Source organism: Streptomyces sp. NPDC048197, from assembly GCF_043202395.1.
GTDB classification, from domain to species: domain Bacteria; phylum Actinomycetota; class Actinomycetes; order Streptomycetales; family Streptomycetaceae; genus Streptomyces; species Streptomyces siderophoricus.
In genome coordinates this window covers 51,510-71,468 of the sequence record NZ_JBIDAJ010000027.1, presented here as the reverse complement: position 1 = coordinate 71,468, position 19,959 = coordinate 51,510, and the positions used below count along the sequence as shown (strand labels likewise).

Here is a 19,959-nt window from a genome sequence, read left to right as displayed (position 1 = left end):
GTTGGGGCGCGCCCGGACTCCCATCCGGCAGCCACGAGACCCGGGGTGGGGTTATCCCCCGGCACCGGCGGCGCCGGCCTCGCCCCCGGCCGGGCGGACGCCCTCGTCGCCGCGCCCGTCCCGGTGCCCGTCGCCGGGTCCGTCCGCCTCCGGGGAGCGCTCGTCCCCTTCCGGGTACCGCTCGTCGATCCGCTTCGGGCCGAACGGCCACTCCTTCTCCCGGCGGGCCCAGCCTAGGAACGCCACCATGCCCGCCGCGACCCAGGCCAGCGACCATTCGATCGGATGCCGGCCGGGCGCGTTGCGGTCCGCGTAGCCGTAGATCACCAGCCAGCCGACGAGCGCGACGAGCCCGGGCAGCGGGTAGAGCCACATCCGGTAGGGGCGGTGCAGGGCCGGCCGGCGGCGGCGCAGCACGGTGACCGCGGCGACCTGGGCCAGCGACTGCACGATCACCATGACGGTGGTGAGCAGCTGGATGATGGTGGCGAGGTCGGTGTGGCGGCCCAGGAGGAAGCCGGCCGCCATCACCGTCCCCATGGTGAGCAGGCCGAGCACCGGGAAGCGGTGGCGCGGGTGGAGGGTGCCGTACGGGCGGAAGAAGACCCGGTCGCGGGCGGCGTCGTAGGGGACCCGGGAGCCGCCGAGGAGCCCGGTGAGGACGGAGGCGACGGCGGTGACGAGGATGAGCACGGTGACGGCGCGGGCCGCGCCCGGGCCCCAGGCCCGCTCCAGCACGGCGGAGGCGACGGAGGAGGACGCCTTGGAGTGCGGGTCGAGCATCTCCCGCCAGTCGACGACGCCGAGCGTGCCGATCTGCAGCAGCAGGTAGATGGCCATGATGCCGAGGATGGCGGCGATGATCGCGCGCGGGACGGTGCGCCCGGGATCGCGGATCTCGGCGCCCATGTAGGCGATGGTGTTGTAGCCGAGGTAGTCGTAGATGCCGATGGTCAGCCCGGCCGCGAAGCCCACCCAGAAGTGACCGGCCGTCAGCTCGAAGGCGTGCGCGGGGTAGGTGAAGGCGCGCTCCGGGCTGAAGTGGGTGAACGCGGCGACGATGACGAGGACGACGGCGGCGATCATCACCACCCAGAGGACGACGGTGAGCCGGGCGATGCGCTCCACCCGCCGCCACAGCAGCACCACGATGCCCACCGTGACCACGAGTCCGACGGCATCGCCCTGCCCCTGGCTCATCCCCGGCCACAGATAGCCGAGGTACTGCACGAAGCCGATCACGCCGGTGGACATTCCCAGCGGGATGAACAGCATGGCCGTCCAGACGAACAGGAACGGCATCAGCTTGCCGGTGCGGTACTGGAACGCCTGCCGCAGGTAGACGTAGCTGCCGCCGGCGCCGGGCAGCGAGGCGCCGAGTTCGGCCCAGACCAGCCCGTCCGCGAGCGCCAGGACGGCGCCGGCGAGGAATCCGATGACCGCCTGCGGTCCGCCGAAGGCGGCCACCATCAGCGGGATGGTGACGAACGGACCGATGCCGCACATCTGGCTCATGTTGATGGCGGTGGCCTGGAACAGGCCGATCCGGCGGACGAATCCCGCCCGTTCGTCGAGGAGTTCAGGCATCGGCGGCCCCCTTCTCGTGCCGGCCCGGCGGAGCTTTTCGCCCCCGCCGCTCGCCGGTGCGGCACCGGTCGCCGCGCCACAGGCTGACACGCCCGGCACCGCCGCGCACCGGTACGGACCGGACTTTCCGCCGCGGCCGCGGACGGACGTCACCGCGACCGCCGCGCCCGGCCGCCTCCCCCGCAGGCCGCGCCGCCGATCAGAGCTCCCCGTACGCCTCGCCGCCGAGCTCCAGCCGGGCGGTACCGGCCGTCGCGTCCGCGAGCCAGGCGCGGAACGCCGCCACCTCGGCCTCCGGCAGCCCGACCTCGATGCGCACCTCCGCCCCGTACGTCACCTCTCGCACCGCGCGGCCGGTGGTCCGCAGGTCGTTCTCGACCCGGCCGGCCCGCTGGTGGTCGACGGTGACCGTGGCCAGCCGGAAGCGCTGCCGGGTGACCGTGCCCAGCGCGTCCAGGGCCTCGCCGACGACGCCGCCGTAGGCGCGTATCAGCCCGCCGGCGCCGAGCTTGATGCCGCCGAAGTAGCGGGTGACGACCGCGACGACGTAGCGCACCTCGCGGCGGAGCAGCATCTGCAGCATCGGGACGCCCGCGGTGCCGCCCGGCTCGCCGTCGTCGCTGGCCTTCTGCACGCCGCCGTCGGCGCCGAGGACGTACGCCCAGCAGTTGTGGCGTGCGGTGGGGTGCTCCTTGCGGATGCGCGCGATGAAGTCCTGCGCCTCGGTCTCGTCCGCGACGGGCGCGAGCGCGCAGACGAAGCGGGACTTGTTGATCTCGATCTCGTGGACACCCTCGCGCGCGAGCGTGCGGTACTGCTCCTGCATCGCTCCAGCCTATGCGGCCCCTGTGACAACGGGCTCCGGGTCCCGGCGGCCCGCGCCGCGCTGGACCGTCCGCCAAAAGGGCACGGGGGTCCGCCGGACGGGCGCAGTCCGCACGGCCAGGCGGCGTACCCGCCCCGTCCGCACGGTGCGTCGGGGAGACGTCGGGGCCGGCCGTGGGCAGGGTGAGGCCAGTGCGAGAGCCTCGTGTTTCCGGGGCCCCGCGCGTACGCGCAGGAACGGAACGGCGGGTTGGCGGAGGGCTGCATGGAAGAGAGCACACAGTCGGCGATGACGGCGGGCGAGCCGCTGACGGGCGAGGACATGCCCGAGCCCCCGCCGGAGGTCGTCGAGGCGGCACGCGAGGCACCCGACCACTGGCTGGCCCTGGTGGACCTGACCTGGCAGGGCGAGGGACCGCCGCCCCTCTGGGCGCTGATCGGGCAGTGGCGGTCCGGGCCGACCGGCGAGATCGAGGAGTGGCGGGACAACCCGGAGTACCGGCCGTCGCCGCAGATGCTGGAGTGGTCGGAGCCGGCCGACCCGGTGGACCGCGCGGTGCAGCTGGCCGCGACCGGCTACGGGCCCGGCCAGGACGTCACCGAGGCGCTGGCGCGGGCCGAGGTGTCCGTCCTGGTCACCGCGACCGGCACCCCGCTGGCCGCCGCCTCGCCCGAGGGCACCCCGGTGATCCCGGTCTACACCTCGGAGGGCTACCTGGAGTCGGTGGGCCGGCTGCTGTACGACCGCCGTCCGGTGGCCGACCTCGTCGACCAGCTTCCGCCCGGCCATGCGCTGTACCTGAACCCGACCGGGCCGGTGAGCATGCTGGTCGACACCGAGGAACTGCGTGCCGCGCTGGCCGGGACGTCCGCGGAGGCGCCCGAGGAGGCCCGGGGCGCGGCCGCGAACGGGGCGCTGCGGCCCGGCACCGGGGCCGGCGGCGTCGAACCGGTGGGCGGCGGCCGGGCGATCGGCAAGCCGGCCCGGGCCGCCACCGGCAGCACCGTCGTCGGCGCCGGACTGGCCGGCGGCACCGTCGTCCGCGCCCGCCGCTGACCGCCTCCGCCCCGCCGCACTAAAGAACCCGCCCCGCCCGCCTTCCCCTTCGGGCGGGGCGCCTGCGTCCACGGCCGCGCCCGCCGTGGCCCGGGCGGGAATCTTCCGGCGGTGCCGGCCGTTGATCCGCACGAGAACCTTCCCTGAGCAGGAGGCAGTGCGTGTACGGCGATCCCAGTACGATCCGCAGGATCCTCACCGAGCTCGGCGACACCTGGGCCGTCGTGGGCCTGTCGAACAACGACCGGCGTGCCGCGTACGGCGTGGCCGAGGTGCTGCAGCGCTACGGCAAGCGCATCGTTCCGGTGCACCCGAAGGCCGAGACGGTGCACGGCGAGCCGGGCTACCCCTCGCTCGACGCGATCCCGTTCCCGGTCGACGTGGTCGATGTGTTCGTCAACAGCGAGCTGGCGGGGTCGGTCGCGGACGAGGCCGTGGCGGCCGGCGCGAAGGCCGTCTGGTTCCAGCTCGGCGTGGTCGACGAGGGGGCCTGGAACCGCGTGCGCGATGCCGGTCTCGACATGGTCATGGATCGTTGTCCGGCCATTGAGATACCGCGTTTGGGCTGAGCCGGGCGTCCGCTAGCGTCCGTACATGAGCGAAATACGGGCCGCCGTCCCCGAGGACGCCGCCGAACTGGTCCGGCTGCGCCGTCTGATGTTCCAGGCGATGAACGGCGAGGACCGGCCCGGCAGTTGGGAGCAGGAGGCGGAGGCGGTGGCGCGCCGGCTGCTGTCCGGGCCGGAGGCGCGCCTGGGTGCGTTCGTGGTGGCGGGCGACGAGGCGGCCGGTGCGCCGCATCTGGCGGCGTGTGCGGTCGGGACGGTGGAGCAGCGACTGCCCGCGCCGGGCCATCCCTCGGGCCGCTTCGGCTTCGTCTTCAACGTCTGTACGGACCCGCGCTATCGGGGCCGCGGCTATGCCCGTGCCACCACCGAGGCCCTGCTCGACTGGTTCGCCGAGCAGGGCGTCAGCCGCGTCGACCTGCACGCCACGGACGGCGCCGAACCGCTGTACCGCAGCCTGGGGTTCCACGAGCACTCCACACCGCTGTCGCTGGACCTGCGCGCGGGCGTGCGGCGGAAGGCCGGCTGAGCGGGCACACGGCCCGCCCCGGCCCGCCCGGAGGCACCGGCCCTAGTCCACCCGGGCCGCGAAGCCGTAGGGGAGGCCGCTGCCCGGCACCGGCAGCCCGGCGGGCAACTCCTCGCCGGTCAGCGGCGGAAGGGGGACGGTGCCCCAGTCGACGGTCCGGTCGAAGTGTGCGGCGAGGTGGATGACGCTCGTCCGCTCGCCGTGCGCGTACGTGGTGAGGGTCGGCGCCCCGCTCAGCCCGCAGCCGCCGACGACCGAGAACCACTGGTCGCACGCCCAGCGCAGCTCTTCGGGGCGGGAGGCGACGAGCGTCACGCAGTGCGCGGCCGAGCCGCTCCAGCCGGTGTCGTCCAGCACGTAGAAGCTGTACGGCCCGGCGGGGTGGTGCGCGGGCCCGGCGGCGGCTGCCCGGGCGAGGAGTGCGTCCGCCTCGGCCTGCCGCCGCGCGAGGGTGGTCTCGTCCTCTCCGAACGCCTCGGCGGCCTCGGGGTTGAGCTCGCGCATGTTCTGCCAGAAGTCGATCTGCTGGACCAGCCGGCCGGCCAGCAGGGTCATGGCGGGCACGTGCCCGGGACGGATGCCGAGGGCCGCCCGCAGCCAGGTTTCCTCCGGCCAGCTCTGCCCGGGGCCCTCGATGTCCTCCGGCGCGTCCGCCGGGCCGGTGGCCGTCAGGCACAGCAGCCGCCCCAGCGCGAAGGCGGCCTCGGCCTCACCGGCCGTCGCGGCGGCCCGCAGCCGCGTCAGCCTCTCGTCGTCGATCGTCATGTGCCGCAGGGTAGGCGCCGGCACTGACAGGCGGCGCCGCCATGGCCCGGCCGGGTGCCCGGACGGAGCCGGCAGGCCGCCACTAGGCGATGCCCAGGCCGTCCAGGACCGTGGCGCCGGGGAGTTCGGCCAGGGCCTTGCCGGGGACGATGAGCTTGCCGCGGCGGCTGCCGCTGCCGATCAGGGCGTAGGGGGTGTCGGCGACGGCGGCGTCGACGAGCAGCGGCCAGCCGGCGGGCAGGCCGACGGGGGTGATGCCGCCGTATTCCATACCGCTTTCGCCGACCGCCCGGTCCATCGGCGCGAAGGACGCCTTGCGCGCGCCGAGTTGGCGGCGGACCACGCCGTTGACGTCGACGCGGGTGTGGGAGAGGACGACGCAGGCGGCCAGGGTGGTCTCGCCGCCGCGCTTGCCGGCGACCACCACGCAGTTCGCCGACTGCTCCAGCAGCCAGGGGCCGTAGTGCTCGACGAGCAGGGCGGTGTCCGCGATGGCCGGGTCGGTGTCGACGAAGCGGAGTTCCTCGACCGGTACGGAGCCGCTCCAGGCGCGGATCGCCGCGGCAACGGGCTCGGTCAGCAGGTCCAGGCACTCGACGGCGGGCCGGACCTCGTCAAAGGCATCCATCGGGACGGGCATGGCGCCAAGTTAACAGCCGCGGCCGGTCGCCGTACGACCGTCTCAGCGGGCGGGCTGGATGATCACGGACATGGTCATCTCGACCGGTTCGGTTCCGTCGTTGCGATAGCCGTGCGCGACCTTGGCCTCGAACGTCGCCGAGGCGCCGGCCGGCACCGTGTGGTCGACCCCGTCGACGACGAGGGTGAGGGTGCCGGCGCGGACGTGGAGCAGTTCGACCGTGCCGGGCGGATGGGGGTCGGAGGTGCTGCCGTCGCCGGGCATCAGCCGCCAGTCCCACAGTTCGAAGGGGCCGGGCGCCTCGCCGCCGACGAGGAGCTTGGTGAAGCTGCCCGCCTCGGTGGACCACAGGCGGACCGCCTCGCCCGGCCCGACGATGCGGACCTGGGGGCCCTGTTCGTAGTCGAGGAGGGTGGTGATGCTGACGCCGAGCGCGTCGGCGATCTTGACGGTGGTTCCCACGCTCGGGTTGGTACGGGCCTGCTCGATCTGGATGATCATGCCGCGGCTGACGCCGGCGCGGGCCGCCAGCGCGTCGAGGGTGAAGCCGCGCTCGGCGCGCCAGTGCTTGAGGTTGCGGGCGAGCGACTGCGTGAGCTGGTCGAGGTCCGTCACGGTCCGTCCAAGTCGGGGCTAATAAATTAGATGCCGCAGTTCATTTTGTTGGACTACGGTGTGGTGTACTTCAGCGTCCGGTTCACTGTACTGCGAGGTTTCACCATGACAGCGGTCTTCGCCCTGGCCACCAGTCTCCTCTGGGGGCTCGCCGACTTCGGGGGCGGACTGCTCACCCGACGATTCCAGGCGCTGACCGTCGTGGTCGTCTCGCAAACCCTGGCCGCCGTGGTCCTGGGCGCCATCGTGGTGGCGACCGGTGGCTTTCGGGAGGTCGGTCCGCAGCTGTGGTTCGCGGTCGGTGCGGGCGTCGTGGGCCCGGCCGCGATGCTCTGCTTCTACCGCGCCCTGGCGCTCGGACCGATGGGCGTGGTCTCCCCGCTCGCCGCGCTCGGCACCGTGCTCGTACCCCTCGGCGTCGGCATCGTGGCGGGCGAACGGCCCGGGCTGCTGCAGGGCGCCGGTATGGTCGTGGCGGTCGTCGGGGTCCTGCTGGCCGGCGGCCCGAAGATCGGCGGCGCGTCCATCGCCCGCCAGACGATCGTGCTGACGCTGGTCTCGGCGCTCGGTTTCGGCGCGGTGATGGCGCTGATATCCGAGGCGTCCACGACCGTGACCGGGCTGTTCCTCGCGCTCTTCGTCCAGCGGGTGTGCAATGTCGCGGTCGGCGGGGCCGCCCTGTACGCGGCGGTGCGGCGCGGCACCCCGGCGCTGCCCGAGGGCGGGTTCGCGGCCCTGACGGGTTCGCTGCCGATGCTCGCCTTCGTGGGCATCGCGGACGTCGCCGCGAACGGCACGTACTCCCTCGCCGCCCAGCACGGCCCGGTCACCATGGCCGCGGTGCTCGCCTCCCTCTACCCCGTCGTCACCACGCTCGCCGCGCTCGGCGTCCTCAAGGAGCGGATGCGGGCCGTACAGACGGCCGGCGCCTCCCTGGCGCTGGTCGGCTCGGTCCTGCTCGCCTCCGGCGGCTGACACCCCGTCGGGCCGCGGCCGCTACGCCTCCCCGGCGGGCGCCGCGGCCTCCTTTGCCGCCCACTCCCCCAGCGCCAGCAGCTGCTGCGGTGTGACGCCCTCCGGGATCGGCACCGGCGCCGGGGTGCGCAGCGGCGGCTGCCAGCCCGTAGCCGGGTCCCAGCGGCGGACGACCTTGGCGGGCGCGCCGGCGACCACCGCGTGGTCGGGCACCTCGCCGCGCACCACGGCACCGGCCGCGACCACCACGTTCCGGCCCAGCCGGGCGCCGGGCAGGATGACCGCACCGGTGCCGATCCAGCTGCCGGGGCCGATGCTGACCGGGTCGGTGCGCGGCCACTGCTTGCCGACCGGCACCTCGGGGTCGTCGTAACTGTGGTTGGTGGTGGTGACGTACACACCGGGGCCGAAGAAGCAGTCGTCGCCGATCGTCAGCCGGACATCGGCGATCACATGACTGCCGCGGCCGAGGACCACACCGTTCCCCAGCGTGAGGATCGGCTCCGGGCCGAGGTCGAGGTCCGGCATCATGCCCGCGGTGAGCGTCACGTCCTGGGCGATGATGCAGTGGTCGCCGATCTCGATCCAGGGGTCGCCGAAGACGGTGCCCTGCGGGAACGCGAGCCGGGTGCCGGTGCCGATCCGGCGGAAGCGGTACGGGCCCGGCCGGCCGGCCGTGACGGCCGCGGCCTCCCGCACCCAGCGCGCGCCGCGGTGGACGGCGCGCGACACGGCCCGGCGCCGCCAGGCCGCCAAGGACGAGAACACGTTCTGGTTTATCGGCACCCGCACACCGTACTCAGCACCCCGGGCGCCGGACCGCGCGCCGGGCTGTGATCTTCGCCCCACCGGCCGACGGCCCGGTCCGCCGGCCCGTGGGTCGTCTACGGTGCAGGGGGCGCGGCGCACAAACGGCGAGGAGATCCAAGATGGCGGAACGGGCGTTGATTTCAGCGGTGGGCGGCAAGGAGCCGAAGGTGGATCCGACGGCGTTCACCGCCCCGACGTCCGTGGTGCTCGGCGAGGTCACCCTCGCCGCGGGCGCCGGCGTCTGGTACCACGCGGTGCTGCGGGCCGACTGCGGCCCGATCGTGCTGGGCACCGACAGCAACATCCAGGACAACTGCACGGTCCACGTCGACCCGGGCTTCCCGGTGACCGTCGGCGACCGGGTCTCGGTCGGCCACAACGCGGTGCTGCACGGCTGCACCGTCGAGGACGACGTCCTGATCGGCATGGGCGCCACGGTCCTGAACGGCGCCCACATCGGCGCCGGCTCCCTGGTCGCCGCCCAGGCACTGGTCCCGCAGGGCATGCAGGTGCCGCCCGGCTCCCTCGTCGCCGGCGTACCGGCGAAGGTCAAGCGGGAACTGACCGCCGAGGAGCGCGAGATGATCCGGGTCAATGCGGCGATGTACCTGGAGCTGGCGGCCGCGCACCGGGAAGCGACGGCGGAGGACTGAGGCACGCCGGGGCGGGGGCCGCGGGCGGGCGTGGGGACCGCGCCGCGGCCGGGGGCGTCGCGAGGGCTTGGGGCGGGCCTCGGCGACGCCGCGGAGGAACCTCAGCGACGTCCGACGGAGGCGGCGACGGTGAGCGCCGACGACAGCAGCTCGGCGTCGAAGAGGGAGGCGTCCGCGAGGCGGTGGGCGCCCGCGTACCCGTTCATCATGAGCTTGGCGGTCCGCAGGGCCGCGGGCGACCGGCGGATCAGCGGCTTGGTCCAGCGCGTGACGGTGCTGTCGAGCTGATCCTCGGGGACGACCTTGTGGAGGAGGCAGAGCTCCTGCGCGGTGACGGCGTCGAAGTTGTCGGCCGTCAGTATCAGCTCGCGCACCCTGGCGGCGCCTCCCTCGCTGAGCAGCCGCGGCATGATGCCGCCCCAGGCGGGCGGCACGCCCAGGCCCAGCTCGGGCAGCCGGAAGCGGCAGTTGTCCGCGCCGACCCGCAGATCGCAGAAGACGGCGAGCCCCACACCGGCCCCGACCACGCCGCCGTGCAGCCGCGCGATGGTCACGACATCGGTGGTCGCGAGGGCGTCACACACCCGGCGGGCCTTGTTGGCGAGCGCCCGCAGCTCCACACCACTCGGGTCGGCCGCGAGCAGGGCGGGGAATTCCGCGCGGTCGCCGCCCAGACAGAAGTCGTCGCCCGCGCCGGAGAGGATCAGCACCCTGATGCCGGTCTCGTCGTCCAGGGCCCCCAGGACCGCGAGCAGCTCGTCGAGGATCGGTCCGGAAATGGCGTTGCCGGTCTCCGGGCAGTTCAACTGCACCCGGAGAACGGGCCCTTCCCGGGACACGAGGAGGGACTTGAAGTCGTGCATCATGGCGGTTCCTTGTTCGTTGTTCCACGCTGCGTGGGAGCCCGGTCCACCGGGCGACTCAGGCACGGGCGACCGGAAGTGTGATCAGGCGGCGGAAGGCCACCCGGGACGCCCAGAGGGGCGCACCCGCGAGCCGCAGGCCGGGGAGGCGCTGGAGCAACGCGGTGAGCAGGCACTCCGCCTCCATACGGGCGAGCGCGTTGCCGAGGCAGAAGTGGATGCCGCCGCCGAAGCTGAGGTGGGGGGACCGCCGGCGGATGTCGAAGAGTTCGGGGTCCGCGTACTGACGCGGGTCGTGGTGGGCGGCGCCGACCATGAGCTGCACCATCTCGTTCTCGCGGACGGTGACCCCGGCGAGCACGGTGTCCTCCGGAGCGACCCGGCTGATCATGTGTATCGGGGCGTCGTAGCGGAGGACCTCGTCGATGGCGCCTGGTATGTGCTCGGGACGGGTGCGCAGCCAGTCCCGTTGGCGCGGGTGCTCCAGGAGCAGGCGGACCGCCCCGGAGAGGACGTGGGCGGTGGTCTCCAGCGCCGCCAGCACCATGAACAGCGCAAGGTGGAACACGGCCTCGTCGGCGGCCGCCCGGTCGGGTTCGAGGTCGTCCCAGACGGCGAGCCAGGACGAGACCGGGTCGGTCCCGGGATTCCTCCTGCGGTCACGGATCAGCGCGGTGAAATACTCCCGCAATTGACCGGTGGCCCGGTCGGAAAGCGCGAGCTGACTTCGGGTCGGGAACAACTCCTGGGTGAATACCTGGTCGTGCGTGAGCGACCGCAGCAACGGGTAATCGGACGGCGGGAGTTGCAGCCATTCGCCGATGGTAATCACCGGCAATTCGTCGCTGACCAGTGCGCAGAAATCGGCTGTGCCAAAGGCGAGTTCTTCGTCCAGGCGGTCGAGCAGTCGATGCACCGTACGCTCGATGGAACCCTTCATCAGCGCCAGGGAATGGCGGTCGAAAACATTTCCCACCGACCGCCGCATCCGGGTGTGGTCCGGCGGGTTGAGCATGGGCAGGGTGCCGCCCATCTGGCGTGATGCGGGCGCCTTCCAGCGCGCCGCATCGACCTGGCGGGCCCGCCAGCCGCTGTCCGGCACCCGCCACGATCTGCTGCGCAACACCTGGTGGCACAGTGCGTAAGAAGTCGCCAGGTGCCCGCCCCAAGGTGCCGGGACGATATCCCCCATTTCCCTGAGCTTCACATACCAGGGCAAGGGATTTGCCTGACCATCGCCCGTACGCAGACGGGAGAAGAGCGAAACCACGCTGCGCCGGTCAACGGGGGCAGTGGCCAGAGCGGGCTCCACAGCGACACCTTCTTCCAGAAGATCACACAGTAAACGCCAACGCTGCATACCCCCGAGCTTGAACATTCATGCGGTCAACGAACATTTACTCTGTCAGCAACGTCACACACGCCACCAGTTGAGAAAGCCGCTCCACCAGCTTCCCTTCTGTGACCTGCCCTTGGGCTGCTGGGCCGACGGGTCTCCCTGTCGTGGGCCGCTGGCGCCGCCCGGGGTCGCCTCACCGCGTGTGTGGCGCACCGGGGTGAAACGGGCGGGCAGCGCGATGAGAGCGCGGTGGAACGGGCCGGGACGCCAGGTCAGGGTGTCCGCCGGCACGCCCAGCTCGACGTCGGGCAGCGTGTTCAGCAGCTTCTCGATGGCCCGGATGGAGATGAGCAGTGCCGGGTCCTTGGCGGGACAGGCATGCGTTCCGGCGCCCCACGCCAGGTGGGCCCGCTTGCTGAAGGTCTGCCGTGAGGCGGACAGGCTGGGGTCCGCGTTGGCCGCCGCGAAGCTGATCAGGACCGGCGTGCCGGCCGCCAGCTTGGTGCCGGAGATCTCCACGTCGTGGACCGGGTAGTGGGTGGCGTAGTTGGCGATCGGCGGGCTGTTCCACAGCACCTCGTTGATGGCGTCCTCGACCAGGACGCCGGCGCCCTGCTGGCCGTCGGCGAACTGCTCGTCGGACAGCAGCAGGCGCAGCGCGTTGCCGATGATGTTCTGCACCGGCTCGGTGCCCGCCCCGATGAGGAGGGCCAGCTGGTGGACCATCTCCTCGTCCGACAGCTGCGAGGGGTGCTGCATCAGCCAGGAGGTGATGTCCTCACCGGGGCTGGTGCGCTTCAGCGTGACCAGCTCGAAGAGCGCCCCTGCCATGGCCTCGTTGGCCCGCTCCACATCGACGCCGTCGAAGAGGTTGGAGATGGCGCTGATCAGCCGGTCGCCGAGCTCCGCGGGGCAGCCGAACAGGTCGTTGAAGACCAGCAGGGGCAGCACCTGGGCGTAGTCGCTGATCAGGTCGGCCTTACCGCGGAAGCCGAACTGGTCGATCAGGTAGGCGGCGACCCGGTCGACGTGCCGGCTCACCCGGTGCATGTCCAGGCGCGCGAAGCTGTCCGTCACGGCCTGGCGCAGCTTCAGGTGGTCGGCACCGTCGGAGAACATGCAGTTCGGCCGGAACATCATCATCGGCAGCACCGGGCTGTCCAGCGGTACCCGGCCCTCGTTCAGGGCGCGCCAGCGGCGGGAGTCACGGGCGAAGGTGTCCGGGTTCTGGAGTACCTGGAGCGCGGTGGCGTAGTCGGTGACGAGTTCCGCCTCCACCCCGGGAGCGAGCTCGACGGGGGCGACGGGGCCGTGCTGCCGGAGACGCTCGTAGAAACCGTGCGGGTCCGCGGCGAATTCCGGGCCGTACAGGGACGTTCTCATGCCATCGGCATGGGCCGGGCAGCCCGGCGGCGGAGTCTCGAATTCCGAATGAGAATGCATGCCTGAACTCCTAGTTGAGGCGGGACTGGAGATAGCGGACGAGCGCGATCAGGGAATCTGCCGAAGAACGCTGGTCCCGCGCGTCACAGTGGACAACGGGCGTCTCGGGAAGCAGGTCCAGCGCCTCGCGGATCTCGTCGACCGAATGCGCGGGGGTCCCGTCGAAGCGGTTCACGGCGATGGCGTACGGGATTCCGTAGTGTTCCACCAGGTCCATGACAGGGAAGGACTCCTCAAGACGCTGGGGGTCCACCAGGACCAGCGCCCCGAGCGCCCCGCGCGTCATGTCTTCCCACACCTGAACGAAGCGCTGTTGCCCGGGCGTTCCGAACAGATACAGGACCAGCTGGTCGCTGAGGGTGAGCCGGCCGAAGTCCATGGCGACGGTCGTCGTGGTCTTGCCGGGCGCGCCCTTCGGGTCGTCAATTCCCTGGCCGGCCTGGGTCATTACCTCTTCGGTACGCAGCGGAGGAATCTCCGACATCGTCCCGATGAACGTCGTTTTCCCCACGGCGAAGTGCCCCACCACCAGGATCTTCGCCGCGGTCTGCACCGAATTGCGCAGGTACACGCCGTCATCCAAAGCGGGCCTGGAGCCCATGCAGCACCTCCTCAAGAATTTTCCGGTCGACAAGCTGGGCGCTGGGTACGGGCGCCCGGGAACAAAGGTGACCCTCGTGTACGAGGTCGGACACCAGAATCTTGACGACGCCCATCGGAAGCCGGGTGTGCCCGGCAATTTCGGCGATGGACAGGAAACCGCCCGAACAGAGGTCGAGTACGCTCAGCCGCTCGGGGTCGAGCGGCCTGGTGCGGGGCGGTTCCGGGTGCACGGTGACCAGGGTGATCAGCGAGAACTCCTGATCATCAAGGAGGTCACGGCCGTTGGTGATGACGTACGGCCGTACTAATTCAGCTGCTTCCTGTTCCAGCTCCGGCTCGTCATCGGTCGTCATGGCTGGATATCGGCCCTCTCACGCGGCGGACTGGTCAGTGCCTTACCGAGCTGGCCGACCAGCTGCTGCATGCGGAAGGTGATCTCCGCCATGTCGACGTCGGGTGATGCCGAAACCGCAAGATAGGCGCCTTCGCCGGCCGAGATCAGGAAAACCCAGCCGTGGTCGAATTCCACCAGTGTCTGACGCCATTGCGGACGGACCGTGGGCGCGCCGCCGTTGCAGAAGTCGGCGACCGTACGGCTCAGTGACTGCATTCCGCTCATGGCGGCGGCGACGGTGTCGGCGTGATCCCGGCCGACGTCCTTCGAACGGGCCATGAGAAGGCCGTCGGCGGAGACGAGAATGGCATGCTGCGCTTCGGGCAATTCCAGAGCACTGTCAAGCATCCACGACAGATCGTAGTTCACTGAACCTCATGCCCTTCATTGCTTGCATTGGTGGATCGACGGCCGGATTGGGTGCCGCGCTGGAATGCACCCATCACGGATGCGGCCCTTGCGCTGTCCCGGGCCGGAGTCCGGTCACTCTCGGCCTCGGCCGGCACGATGGATATCGCCCCGCGACGGCGGCGCTTGGGCAGCCCGCCCGCGGTGGTCTCCGGCTCCGCCGGTGCGGCGGCCGGAGCGGGCGGCGCGGCAGGGGCCGACGGGGCCGGCCCGCGGTAGCCACGTGCGCCGACATCAGCGGTCTGACCAGGACGATTCTCGGGAGGCAACGGGGGCGACGCGGCCACGGCAGGGCTCTCCTCGGGCTCGTGCAGGGACGTGAGCAGATCGTCGGGGAGCAGGACGACCGCGCGCACGCCGCCGTACGGAGAAGTGGAGTCGACCGAGACGCTGAAGCCGTACCGGGCGGCGAGCACACCGATGACGGTGAAACCGAACTGCGGCGGATTACCGAGGCTGGAGACGCTCGCGGAATTCTCGCTGGACAGCAGCCGGGCGGCCCGCGCCTTCTCCTCCTCGTTCATGCCGACACCGGCGTCGTCGACGACGATGCAGACACCCTTGGGCACCGGGCGGATATTGATCTCGATGACCGTCTCGGGCGCCGAATAGCTGGTCGCGTTGTCCAGCAGTTCGGCGAGCACCAGCGCCACCGGTTCCACGGCACGGCTCACGATGCCGAAATGGCTCTGCGACCGGATTTCGACGCGCGTGAAGTGACGAATACGTCCCTTCGCGCTGCGGACCACGTCGTAGAGCGAGGCGTCCTGGCGGCGCCGGCCGAGCCAGCCGTCGCAGAGCACGGCGATGGACTGGGCCCGCCGCGCGAACTGCGAATTCATGTGGTCGATGTCGAGCAGATCCTGCAGGATCTTGTGCTCGCCATATGTCTCCTGCAGCTTGGAAATCGCCAGCTGCTGCTCACTCGCCAGACCTTGCAGGGTCCGCATGGCGGCCTTCAGAGTGGTTTTGGTGGCCTCTTCGGCCCGGTCCTTCGCCTCCTCCACGGCCTCCGCGTAGTGGTCCTCAAGATTCGCGTAGTGCTGCTTGAGTTCGACCTTCTCTTTTCTCAGCTCCGCGATCTTCATTCGTCCGCGAACAATCGCGGTTGCGGCGACAGGAGTGCCAGCGACCAATGCCCACAGCGCTGGATCCTGGAAGTATGGCGTCATAGGACTCTCTTCGGACGACGGAGCCACCGGATGTCGTATGCCGGACTGCGGTGCACAGCATCACTCACCATCCCTGACATACGTGAACGGCCGCGCGCAGTCGCCTGCCAGAGAGCCATCAAAAGGCCGGCTAATGGCATCGTTCTCCCCGGGGGTGGCGATTTTCATAGGCCAATGCGCGGATTTCTTTTCTTGCCATAGCAGGTGACTACCCCGTTGGCAAGTGCGATGATCTTAGCATCACGTCAACGTCCGTCGTACAACGGTGATGTGAACTGTTATCCACCTGAAGGAGATTCAACAATGGCCCGCTTTGGGTCCATTGGGCGCCGTGGCCGGTCCCGCGGCAACCCGCTCGGCCACTTCCTGACGAACCGTTAGCAGGTCACCGGCTCCCGCGGCCGTAGCGATCGCAACGGGCGCGAGCGAAGAAGGAAGGGCCCAGGCGGGAAGCGGCAGGCATCGGAGGCAACGGAGGCGGCAGCGGACGTAAGGGCATCGCGGAACGGGGCATGCCGGCTGCCGGCGCAGCCCAACTCCCGGCCCGGCGCCCCCCGGTGACGTGGGCGGGAGGGACTGCACTCAGCGGTGCGGGGCGTCATGCACGTACGTGATCTCGCCGCCGCGCACCCGGACGACACGTACGGTCATGCCGCGGTCCGTCCCGCGCAGGTAATGGGCGGTGCAGTGGGTCCGGGCGCCCTCGACCGCCTGCAGGTCCTGCGCGCAGTCGACCGAGCGCGGCCCCTTGAGGATCACCGGCAGCGACAGATGACCCGAGATGGAGCGGGCCACCTCGTCACGCGGTACGGCATCGGTCACGCCGTGCACCTCGCTGGTCGCGTCCCGTTCCCCCAGCCACCGCTCACCGGCCGCGAAGCTGCCCGCCAGCAGAGCCGAACCGGCCAGCAGCAGCCCGGCCGCTCGCACATACCGCACGACTCTCCTTCCAGCGGGCATACGGACACCCGGCCGCACCCACGGCCGGGACACGCACCATTCTCACCACCCGGCCGAGCGCGGCAACACCGGGGCCCCACCGTGCGGCCACCCAGGCGGCGGTGCGTCAGGCCGACGGTACGGGCCCCTGCAGCTGCTCGCTGATCCAGTGCAGCGATTCGGGCATCCGCTGGAGGTAGGTGTGCGCGCTGTGCACACCGTCCGGTATTTCGAACAACGTCGAGTGGATCGACCCACCGGTGTAGTCCCTGATGAAGCGCTTCACATCGGGAACCGCGGCCTCCCTGCTGCCGAGTTCGAAGGCCAGATAGACCTCCGGCTCCCGGCGCGCCGCCAGCACGCGCGCCAGATGACGGGGGTCGTTGGCGCGCATCTCCGCCGGATACCCCTTCCACATCGGCGAATCAGGGGCGGTGTCCGGCCCGTTGACGATCGCCGCCTTGAACGTCCGCGGCTGCTTCAGCACGGCCTTCAGCGCCGCGAACCCCCCGGACGACGACCCCATGAAGGCCCAGCCGTCACGGCTTCCGTACGTACGGAAGTTGGCCCGCGCGAAGTCCGGCACGTCCTCGGTCAACCAGGTGCCCATCTTCGGCTGCCCCGGGATGTCGCTGCCGTCGTAGTACTTCCGCTCCGGGTTGAGCACCGGCATCACGACGATGAACGGGAGCGTCTTGCCCTCCCGCGACCACTCCGCGATCCGCTCCTCCAGTGCGAACGGCGCCCCCGCCCAGTAGTTGAAGGGATAGCCGTACGCACCCGGTAGGGCGATCAGCACCGGAAAGCCGCTCTTGGCGTACCGGGGCTGCTGGTACTGCGGTGGCACCCACGCCCAGATGTCACCGGTGAACCCGGACTTGCGGCCGTGCCACGTCGTCCTGACGACCTGGGTTCCGTCGTCCCCGGTCGTACGGAAGGGCGTGAAGACCGAGCGCGGCCCGCGCGGCGGCACCACCCGGGGCGCGCCGTTGATCGCGTCCGCGGCACGGGCCGGTAACCGTGGGACCCCCGACGCATCGACGGTGTCCACCCCACCGCCACAACCGGCCAGGATCGCCATGGCCACCACACTTGTCGCAGCGCTGAGGAACACGCGCTTCATCGGGACGATCTCCTCGGTCCTGGGCGCCGGCCGGGGACGGTCACATCGCCACCACGGCCCACGGCACCCGTCGAAAGACACCATTTTACGTTCGCCCCGCGAACCCCCGGCGCTTGCCCTGCCCCCAGATGACCTGCAGGTTCCCTTTCCCGCCTCCAGGGGACGGCCCGCCACGTCAAAGCCACCGCCCTGGTTTCCCCCGTTCGGTAAGGCCGCTCCGTGTTTACCGGACGGTCGGTTCTGGCATCGTGGAGAGCTGGATCGCACGGCCGCGACCGCCGTGCCGTACCGAGCAAGGGCGCGCCGCCGCGCCGTAGTTGGGATGACCGATGACCGCCTGGCCCGATCGCCCGCCCCTTCCCGGCGTAGTGGGACGGGCCGTTGAGCACCAGCAGCTGTCCGGACTGCTGGACACCGCTCCGCTGGTGACCCTCACCGGGCCCGCCGGGGTGGGCAAGAGCGTGCTGGCCCGCGCCGTCCTGGAGGAGCACACCGCCCGGCACGACGGCACCGTGGTACGGGTGGCCTGCTGGGACGGACCGGCCGACAGGGGCGTCACCGACGCCCTGTTGCGCGCGGCGGGCCTCCCTGACCCCGCCACCGCCCGCGAGGCCGCCCGCGCCCTCGCCCTCCGCACGGCACACCCCTGCGTCAGCAACAGGGGACGCGGACGGACCGATCGGCGGGCGGGGCGAGGGGAGCGGTCGCGGCGAACGGAGCAGGGCGAGCAGGCGGCGCAGGGGGAGCAAGGGGAACGGCCGGGGCGGACGGAGCAGGGCGAACAGGGGGAGCGGGAGGAGCGGCCAGGGCGGACGGATCGGGGGGAGCAGCCTGAACGGCCAGAGCGGTCGACGGCCCCAACTCCCGCTTCCCCGCCGGGAGATGCAACCCTCAAGGCGCTCACCGCACACTTCCGGCGGCACCGCTTGACCCTGCTGCTGGACGACTGCGACCCGGTGCTCGACGAGTGCGCACAACTCGTCCGCCGGCTGCTGCAGGCCGACCCAGGGCTGCGGATCATGGCGACCGCGCGCCGTCCGCTGGGGCTCCCCGAGGAGCGGGTCGCGGCGATCGCACCGCTGCCGGTGACGCTCGGCGAGGGCATCGCCGGGCCGGCCGTCGAGCTCCTGGCCACCCGTACCGGCCCCGCGGCGCCCGAGCTGCTGGTGACGGTATGCCAGGCGCTGGAGGGCTCACCCCTGGCGATCGCCCTGGCCGCGCACCAACTCGACCGGATGTCACTGCCACAACTCGCCGTCCAGGTAGGCGCCGACGGTGCGCTGTTCTACTCGGGGCCGGCGGCGACCGTACGGCACACCTCGCTCTACGCCGCGCACGCCGCCGGCTACGCCCTCTGCCCGCCCACCGACCGCCGGGTCTGGGCCCGGCTCTCGGTCCTCCCCGGTGATTTCGACCCGTGGCTCGCCGGCTGCGTCTGTACCAGCAGTGACGTTCCTGCAGCGGCCGTCGACGGCGCGCTGGAGCGGCTGCGCAGGGCCTCGGTGGTCGAATGCGTACGGGAGGCGGGCGGTGCGCATCCGGACACCGGGGTCGCACTGCCACCCCGTTACCGACTCCCGCGTGCCGCCCGCGACTTCGGGCGGGCACAGCTGCGCGAGGCGGGTGAGGAGGCCGCGGCCCGGCGCCGGTTCCGGCAGGCGTGCGCGGCCCTGGCAGCCGAGGCCCAGATCACCTGGCAGGGACCGAACCAGCAGGTCGCGGTACGTCTCGTCGAGGACGAACAGCACAACCTCGACGCGGCGCTGACCCGTCCCCCACAGGACGCCGAGGATGCGCTCGGCGCCTTGGAGATCGCGGTCTCCCTGTGGTTCCACTGGGCGGCCTGCGGCTACCGGCAAGAGGGGCGCGCCCATCTGGAACGGCTGCTGCTGCTCTCCCGCGACGATACCGCGCTACGGGCCCGGGCGCTGTGGCTGGCCGGCTATCTGGCGGCGCAGGAACATGCCACCGCCACTGCGGAGAGCCTGCTCGACCAGGCGTGGCGGTCGGCCGTGATGCACGCCGACTCCGACGGCCTGGCCCGGATCGCACACGCCCACGCCGTACTGGCCCTGTACCGCCAGGACACCGCGACGGCCGTGGCGTGTCTGGAGGAGGCCGCCCGGCACCACTCCCGGGACCCGTGGTTCGGCCCGGGCCCGGCACACAGCTGGGCACTGCTCGCGATCACCCTGGCACCGCACGACGCGGCGCGCGCCAAGACGGCGGCGTACCGTGCCTGGGAGGCCCGGCACTCCGACGGCGACTTCTGGCTCCACTCGACGATCCTCTACGCCCAGGCCCTGGCCGAACGGACCCACGGCGATCCAGCGGCAGCACTACGGGCCTGCCGCAAGGCCCTGATGGCCAAGAAACTCGTCGGCGACCCCCTGTTCATCACCGGCGCCCACCACATGCTCACCGGTCTGCGCCGCGCGGTACGCAGCGGCAGCGCACCACCCGACCCCACGACGGGCGAACAGTGGTGGCAACACCATCACCCCACGGGACGGGACGGAAACGCGGCCACGAACCGGGACCGCCGGGCCGGGGATTACGCGGGGTGAACCTGGTAAAGCGGTGGCGAAGCGTCCGTTACGAGGGGCCACGATGGTCACGATGAGTGAAACAGCGGTCGCTTTCGGGATGCGAG

The 19,959-nt window shown here is 71.4% G+C and carries 21 protein-coding genes; 6 read left to right on the top strand and 15 right to left on the bottom strand.

Annotation, left to right across the window (positions count from 1 at the left end):
- Positions 1–51 precede the first annotated feature (51 nt).
- Both ACGF4C_RS28890 and ACGF4C_RS28885 read right to left on the bottom strand, forming a co-directional pair.
- On the bottom strand, positions 52–1,587 hold the full coding sequence (locus ACGF4C_RS28890) for an APC family permease (protein WP_393569918.1): 1,536 nt from the start codon (positions 1,585–1,587) through the stop codon (positions 52–54).
- 199 nt (positions 1,588–1,786) lie between these two features.
- Complete coding sequence (locus tag ACGF4C_RS28885; RefSeq protein WP_393569916.1) at positions 1,787–2,413, bottom strand: YigZ family protein; 627 nt, start codon at positions 2,411–2,413, stop codon at positions 1,787–1,789.
- 264 nt (positions 2,414–2,677) lie between these two features.
- Here ACGF4C_RS28885 and ACGF4C_RS28880 point away from each other — a divergent pair, with 264 nt between their 5' ends.
- From ACGF4C_RS28880 to ACGF4C_RS28870, 3 genes are all read left to right on the top strand, one after another.
- A complete protein-coding gene (locus ACGF4C_RS28880) occupies positions 2,678–3,469 on the top strand; it encodes a type VII secretion system-associated protein (RefSeq protein ID WP_393569914.1) in 792 nt (263 codons plus the stop codon).
- A gap of 161 nt (positions 3,470–3,630) precedes the next feature.
- Positions 3,631–4,038, top strand: a complete 408-nt coding sequence (locus ACGF4C_RS28875) for a CoA-binding protein (protein WP_393569912.1) — start codon at positions 3,631–3,633, stop codon at positions 4,036–4,038.
- Between the two features lie 25 nt (positions 4,039–4,063).
- Positions 4,064–4,564, top strand: coding sequence for a GNAT family N-acetyltransferase (locus tag ACGF4C_RS28870; RefSeq protein ID WP_393569910.1), 501 nt, complete (start codon positions 4,064–4,066; stop codon positions 4,562–4,564).
- Between the two features lie 42 nt (positions 4,565–4,606).
- Here the strand turns inward: ACGF4C_RS28870 and ACGF4C_RS28865 are convergent, their stop codons facing one another.
- The 3 genes from ACGF4C_RS28865 to ACGF4C_RS28855 all read right to left on the bottom strand — a co-directional run bounded on the left by ACGF4C_RS28865 (position 4,607) and on the right by ACGF4C_RS28855 (position 6,584).
- Positions 4,607–5,329, bottom strand: a complete 723-nt coding sequence (locus ACGF4C_RS28865) for a hypothetical protein (protein WP_393569908.1) — start codon at positions 5,327–5,329, stop codon at positions 4,607–4,609.
- A gap of 82 nt (positions 5,330–5,411) precedes the next feature.
- Positions 5,412–5,969, bottom strand: a complete 558-nt coding sequence (locus tag ACGF4C_RS28860; RefSeq protein ID WP_393569906.1) for a YbaK/EbsC family protein — start codon at positions 5,967–5,969, stop codon at positions 5,412–5,414.
- Positions 5,970–6,011: 42 nt separating this feature from the next.
- Complete coding sequence (locus ACGF4C_RS28855) at positions 6,012–6,584, bottom strand: helix-turn-helix domain-containing protein (protein ID WP_030413592.1); 573 nt, start codon at positions 6,582–6,584, stop codon at positions 6,012–6,014.
- 105 nt (positions 6,585–6,689) lie between these two features.
- Between ACGF4C_RS28855 and ACGF4C_RS28850 the strand changes: the two genes are divergently transcribed.
- Positions 6,690–7,559: an EamA family transporter gene (locus tag ACGF4C_RS28850; protein ID WP_393569903.1), complete on the top strand. Its 870-nt coding sequence runs from the start codon at positions 6,690–6,692 to the stop codon at positions 7,557–7,559.
- 21 nt (positions 7,560–7,580) lie between these two features.
- Here the strand turns inward: ACGF4C_RS28850 and ACGF4C_RS28845 are convergent, their stop codons facing one another.
- Positions 7,581–8,351, bottom strand: a complete 771-nt coding sequence (locus tag ACGF4C_RS28845; RefSeq protein ID WP_393569901.1) for an acyltransferase — start codon at positions 8,349–8,351, stop codon at positions 7,581–7,583.
- 137 nt (positions 8,352–8,488) lie between these two features.
- Here ACGF4C_RS28845 and ACGF4C_RS28840 point away from each other — a divergent pair, with 137 nt between their 5' ends.
- Complete coding sequence (locus tag ACGF4C_RS28840; protein WP_393569899.1) at positions 8,489–9,022, top strand: gamma carbonic anhydrase family protein; 534 nt, start codon at positions 8,489–8,491, stop codon at positions 9,020–9,022.
- Between the two features lie 101 nt (positions 9,023–9,123).
- On the opposite strand, the gene ACGF4C_RS28835 is transcribed toward ACGF4C_RS28840, so the two are convergent.
- The 9 genes from ACGF4C_RS28835 to ACGF4C_RS28795 all read right to left on the bottom strand — a co-directional run bounded on the left by ACGF4C_RS28835 (position 9,124) and on the right by ACGF4C_RS28795 (position 17,306).
- Positions 9,124–9,888 (bottom strand): enoyl-CoA hydratase/isomerase family protein, encoded by a 765-nt coding sequence (locus ACGF4C_RS28835; RefSeq protein WP_393569897.1) that lies wholly within the window; start codon positions 9,886–9,888, stop codon positions 9,124–9,126.
- A gap of 55 nt (positions 9,889–9,943) precedes the next feature.
- On the bottom strand, positions 9,944–11,011 hold the full coding sequence (locus ACGF4C_RS28830; protein WP_393569895.1) for a cytochrome P450: 1,068 nt from the start codon (positions 11,009–11,011) through the stop codon (positions 9,944–9,946).
- A gap of 288 nt (positions 11,012–11,299) precedes the next feature.
- Entirely contained in the window at positions 11,300–12,667 is a 1,368-nt protein-coding gene (locus ACGF4C_RS28825) for a cytochrome P450 (RefSeq protein ID WP_393569893.1), read from the bottom strand.
- A gap of 10 nt (positions 12,668–12,677) precedes the next feature.
- On the bottom strand, positions 12,678–13,268 hold the full coding sequence (locus ACGF4C_RS28820; RefSeq protein ID WP_030413585.1) for an ATP/GTP-binding protein: 591 nt from the start codon (positions 13,266–13,268) through the stop codon (positions 12,678–12,680).
- Positions 13,243–13,623: a DUF742 domain-containing protein gene (locus ACGF4C_RS28815; protein ID WP_030413584.1), complete on the bottom strand. Its 381-nt coding sequence runs from the start codon at positions 13,621–13,623 to the stop codon at positions 13,243–13,245. The genes ACGF4C_RS28820 and ACGF4C_RS28815 overlap by 26 nt, the downstream gene beginning before the upstream one ends.
- Positions 13,620–14,033, bottom strand: a complete 414-nt coding sequence (locus ACGF4C_RS28810) for a roadblock/LC7 domain-containing protein (RefSeq protein ID WP_030413583.1) — start codon at positions 14,031–14,033, stop codon at positions 13,620–13,622. Before ACGF4C_RS28810 ends, ACGF4C_RS28815 begins: the two co-directional genes overlap by 4 nt.
- Positions 14,030–15,244, bottom strand: coding sequence for an ATP-binding protein (locus ACGF4C_RS28805; protein ID WP_393569890.1), 1,215 nt, complete (start codon positions 15,242–15,244; stop codon positions 14,030–14,032). Before ACGF4C_RS28805 ends, ACGF4C_RS28810 begins: the two co-directional genes overlap by 4 nt.
- A 582-nt stretch (positions 15,245–15,826) precedes the next feature.
- Complete coding sequence (locus ACGF4C_RS28800; protein WP_393569888.1) at positions 15,827–16,183, bottom strand: DUF4333 domain-containing protein; 357 nt, start codon at positions 16,181–16,183, stop codon at positions 15,827–15,829.
- Between the two features lie 127 nt (positions 16,184–16,310).
- The gene (locus tag ACGF4C_RS28795) at positions 16,311–17,306 is read right to left on the bottom strand and encodes an alpha/beta hydrolase (protein WP_393569886.1); all 996 of its coding nucleotides are present in this window, start codon (positions 17,304–17,306) and stop codon (positions 16,311–16,313) included.
- Positions 17,307–17,635: 329 nt separating this feature from the next.
- Here ACGF4C_RS28795 and ACGF4C_RS28790 point away from each other — a divergent pair, with 329 nt between their 5' ends.
- Positions 17,636–19,873 (top strand): AAA family ATPase, encoded by a 2,238-nt coding sequence (locus ACGF4C_RS28790; RefSeq protein WP_393569884.1) that lies wholly within the window; start codon positions 17,636–17,638, stop codon positions 19,871–19,873.
- Positions 19,874–19,959: the final 86 nt, after the last annotated feature.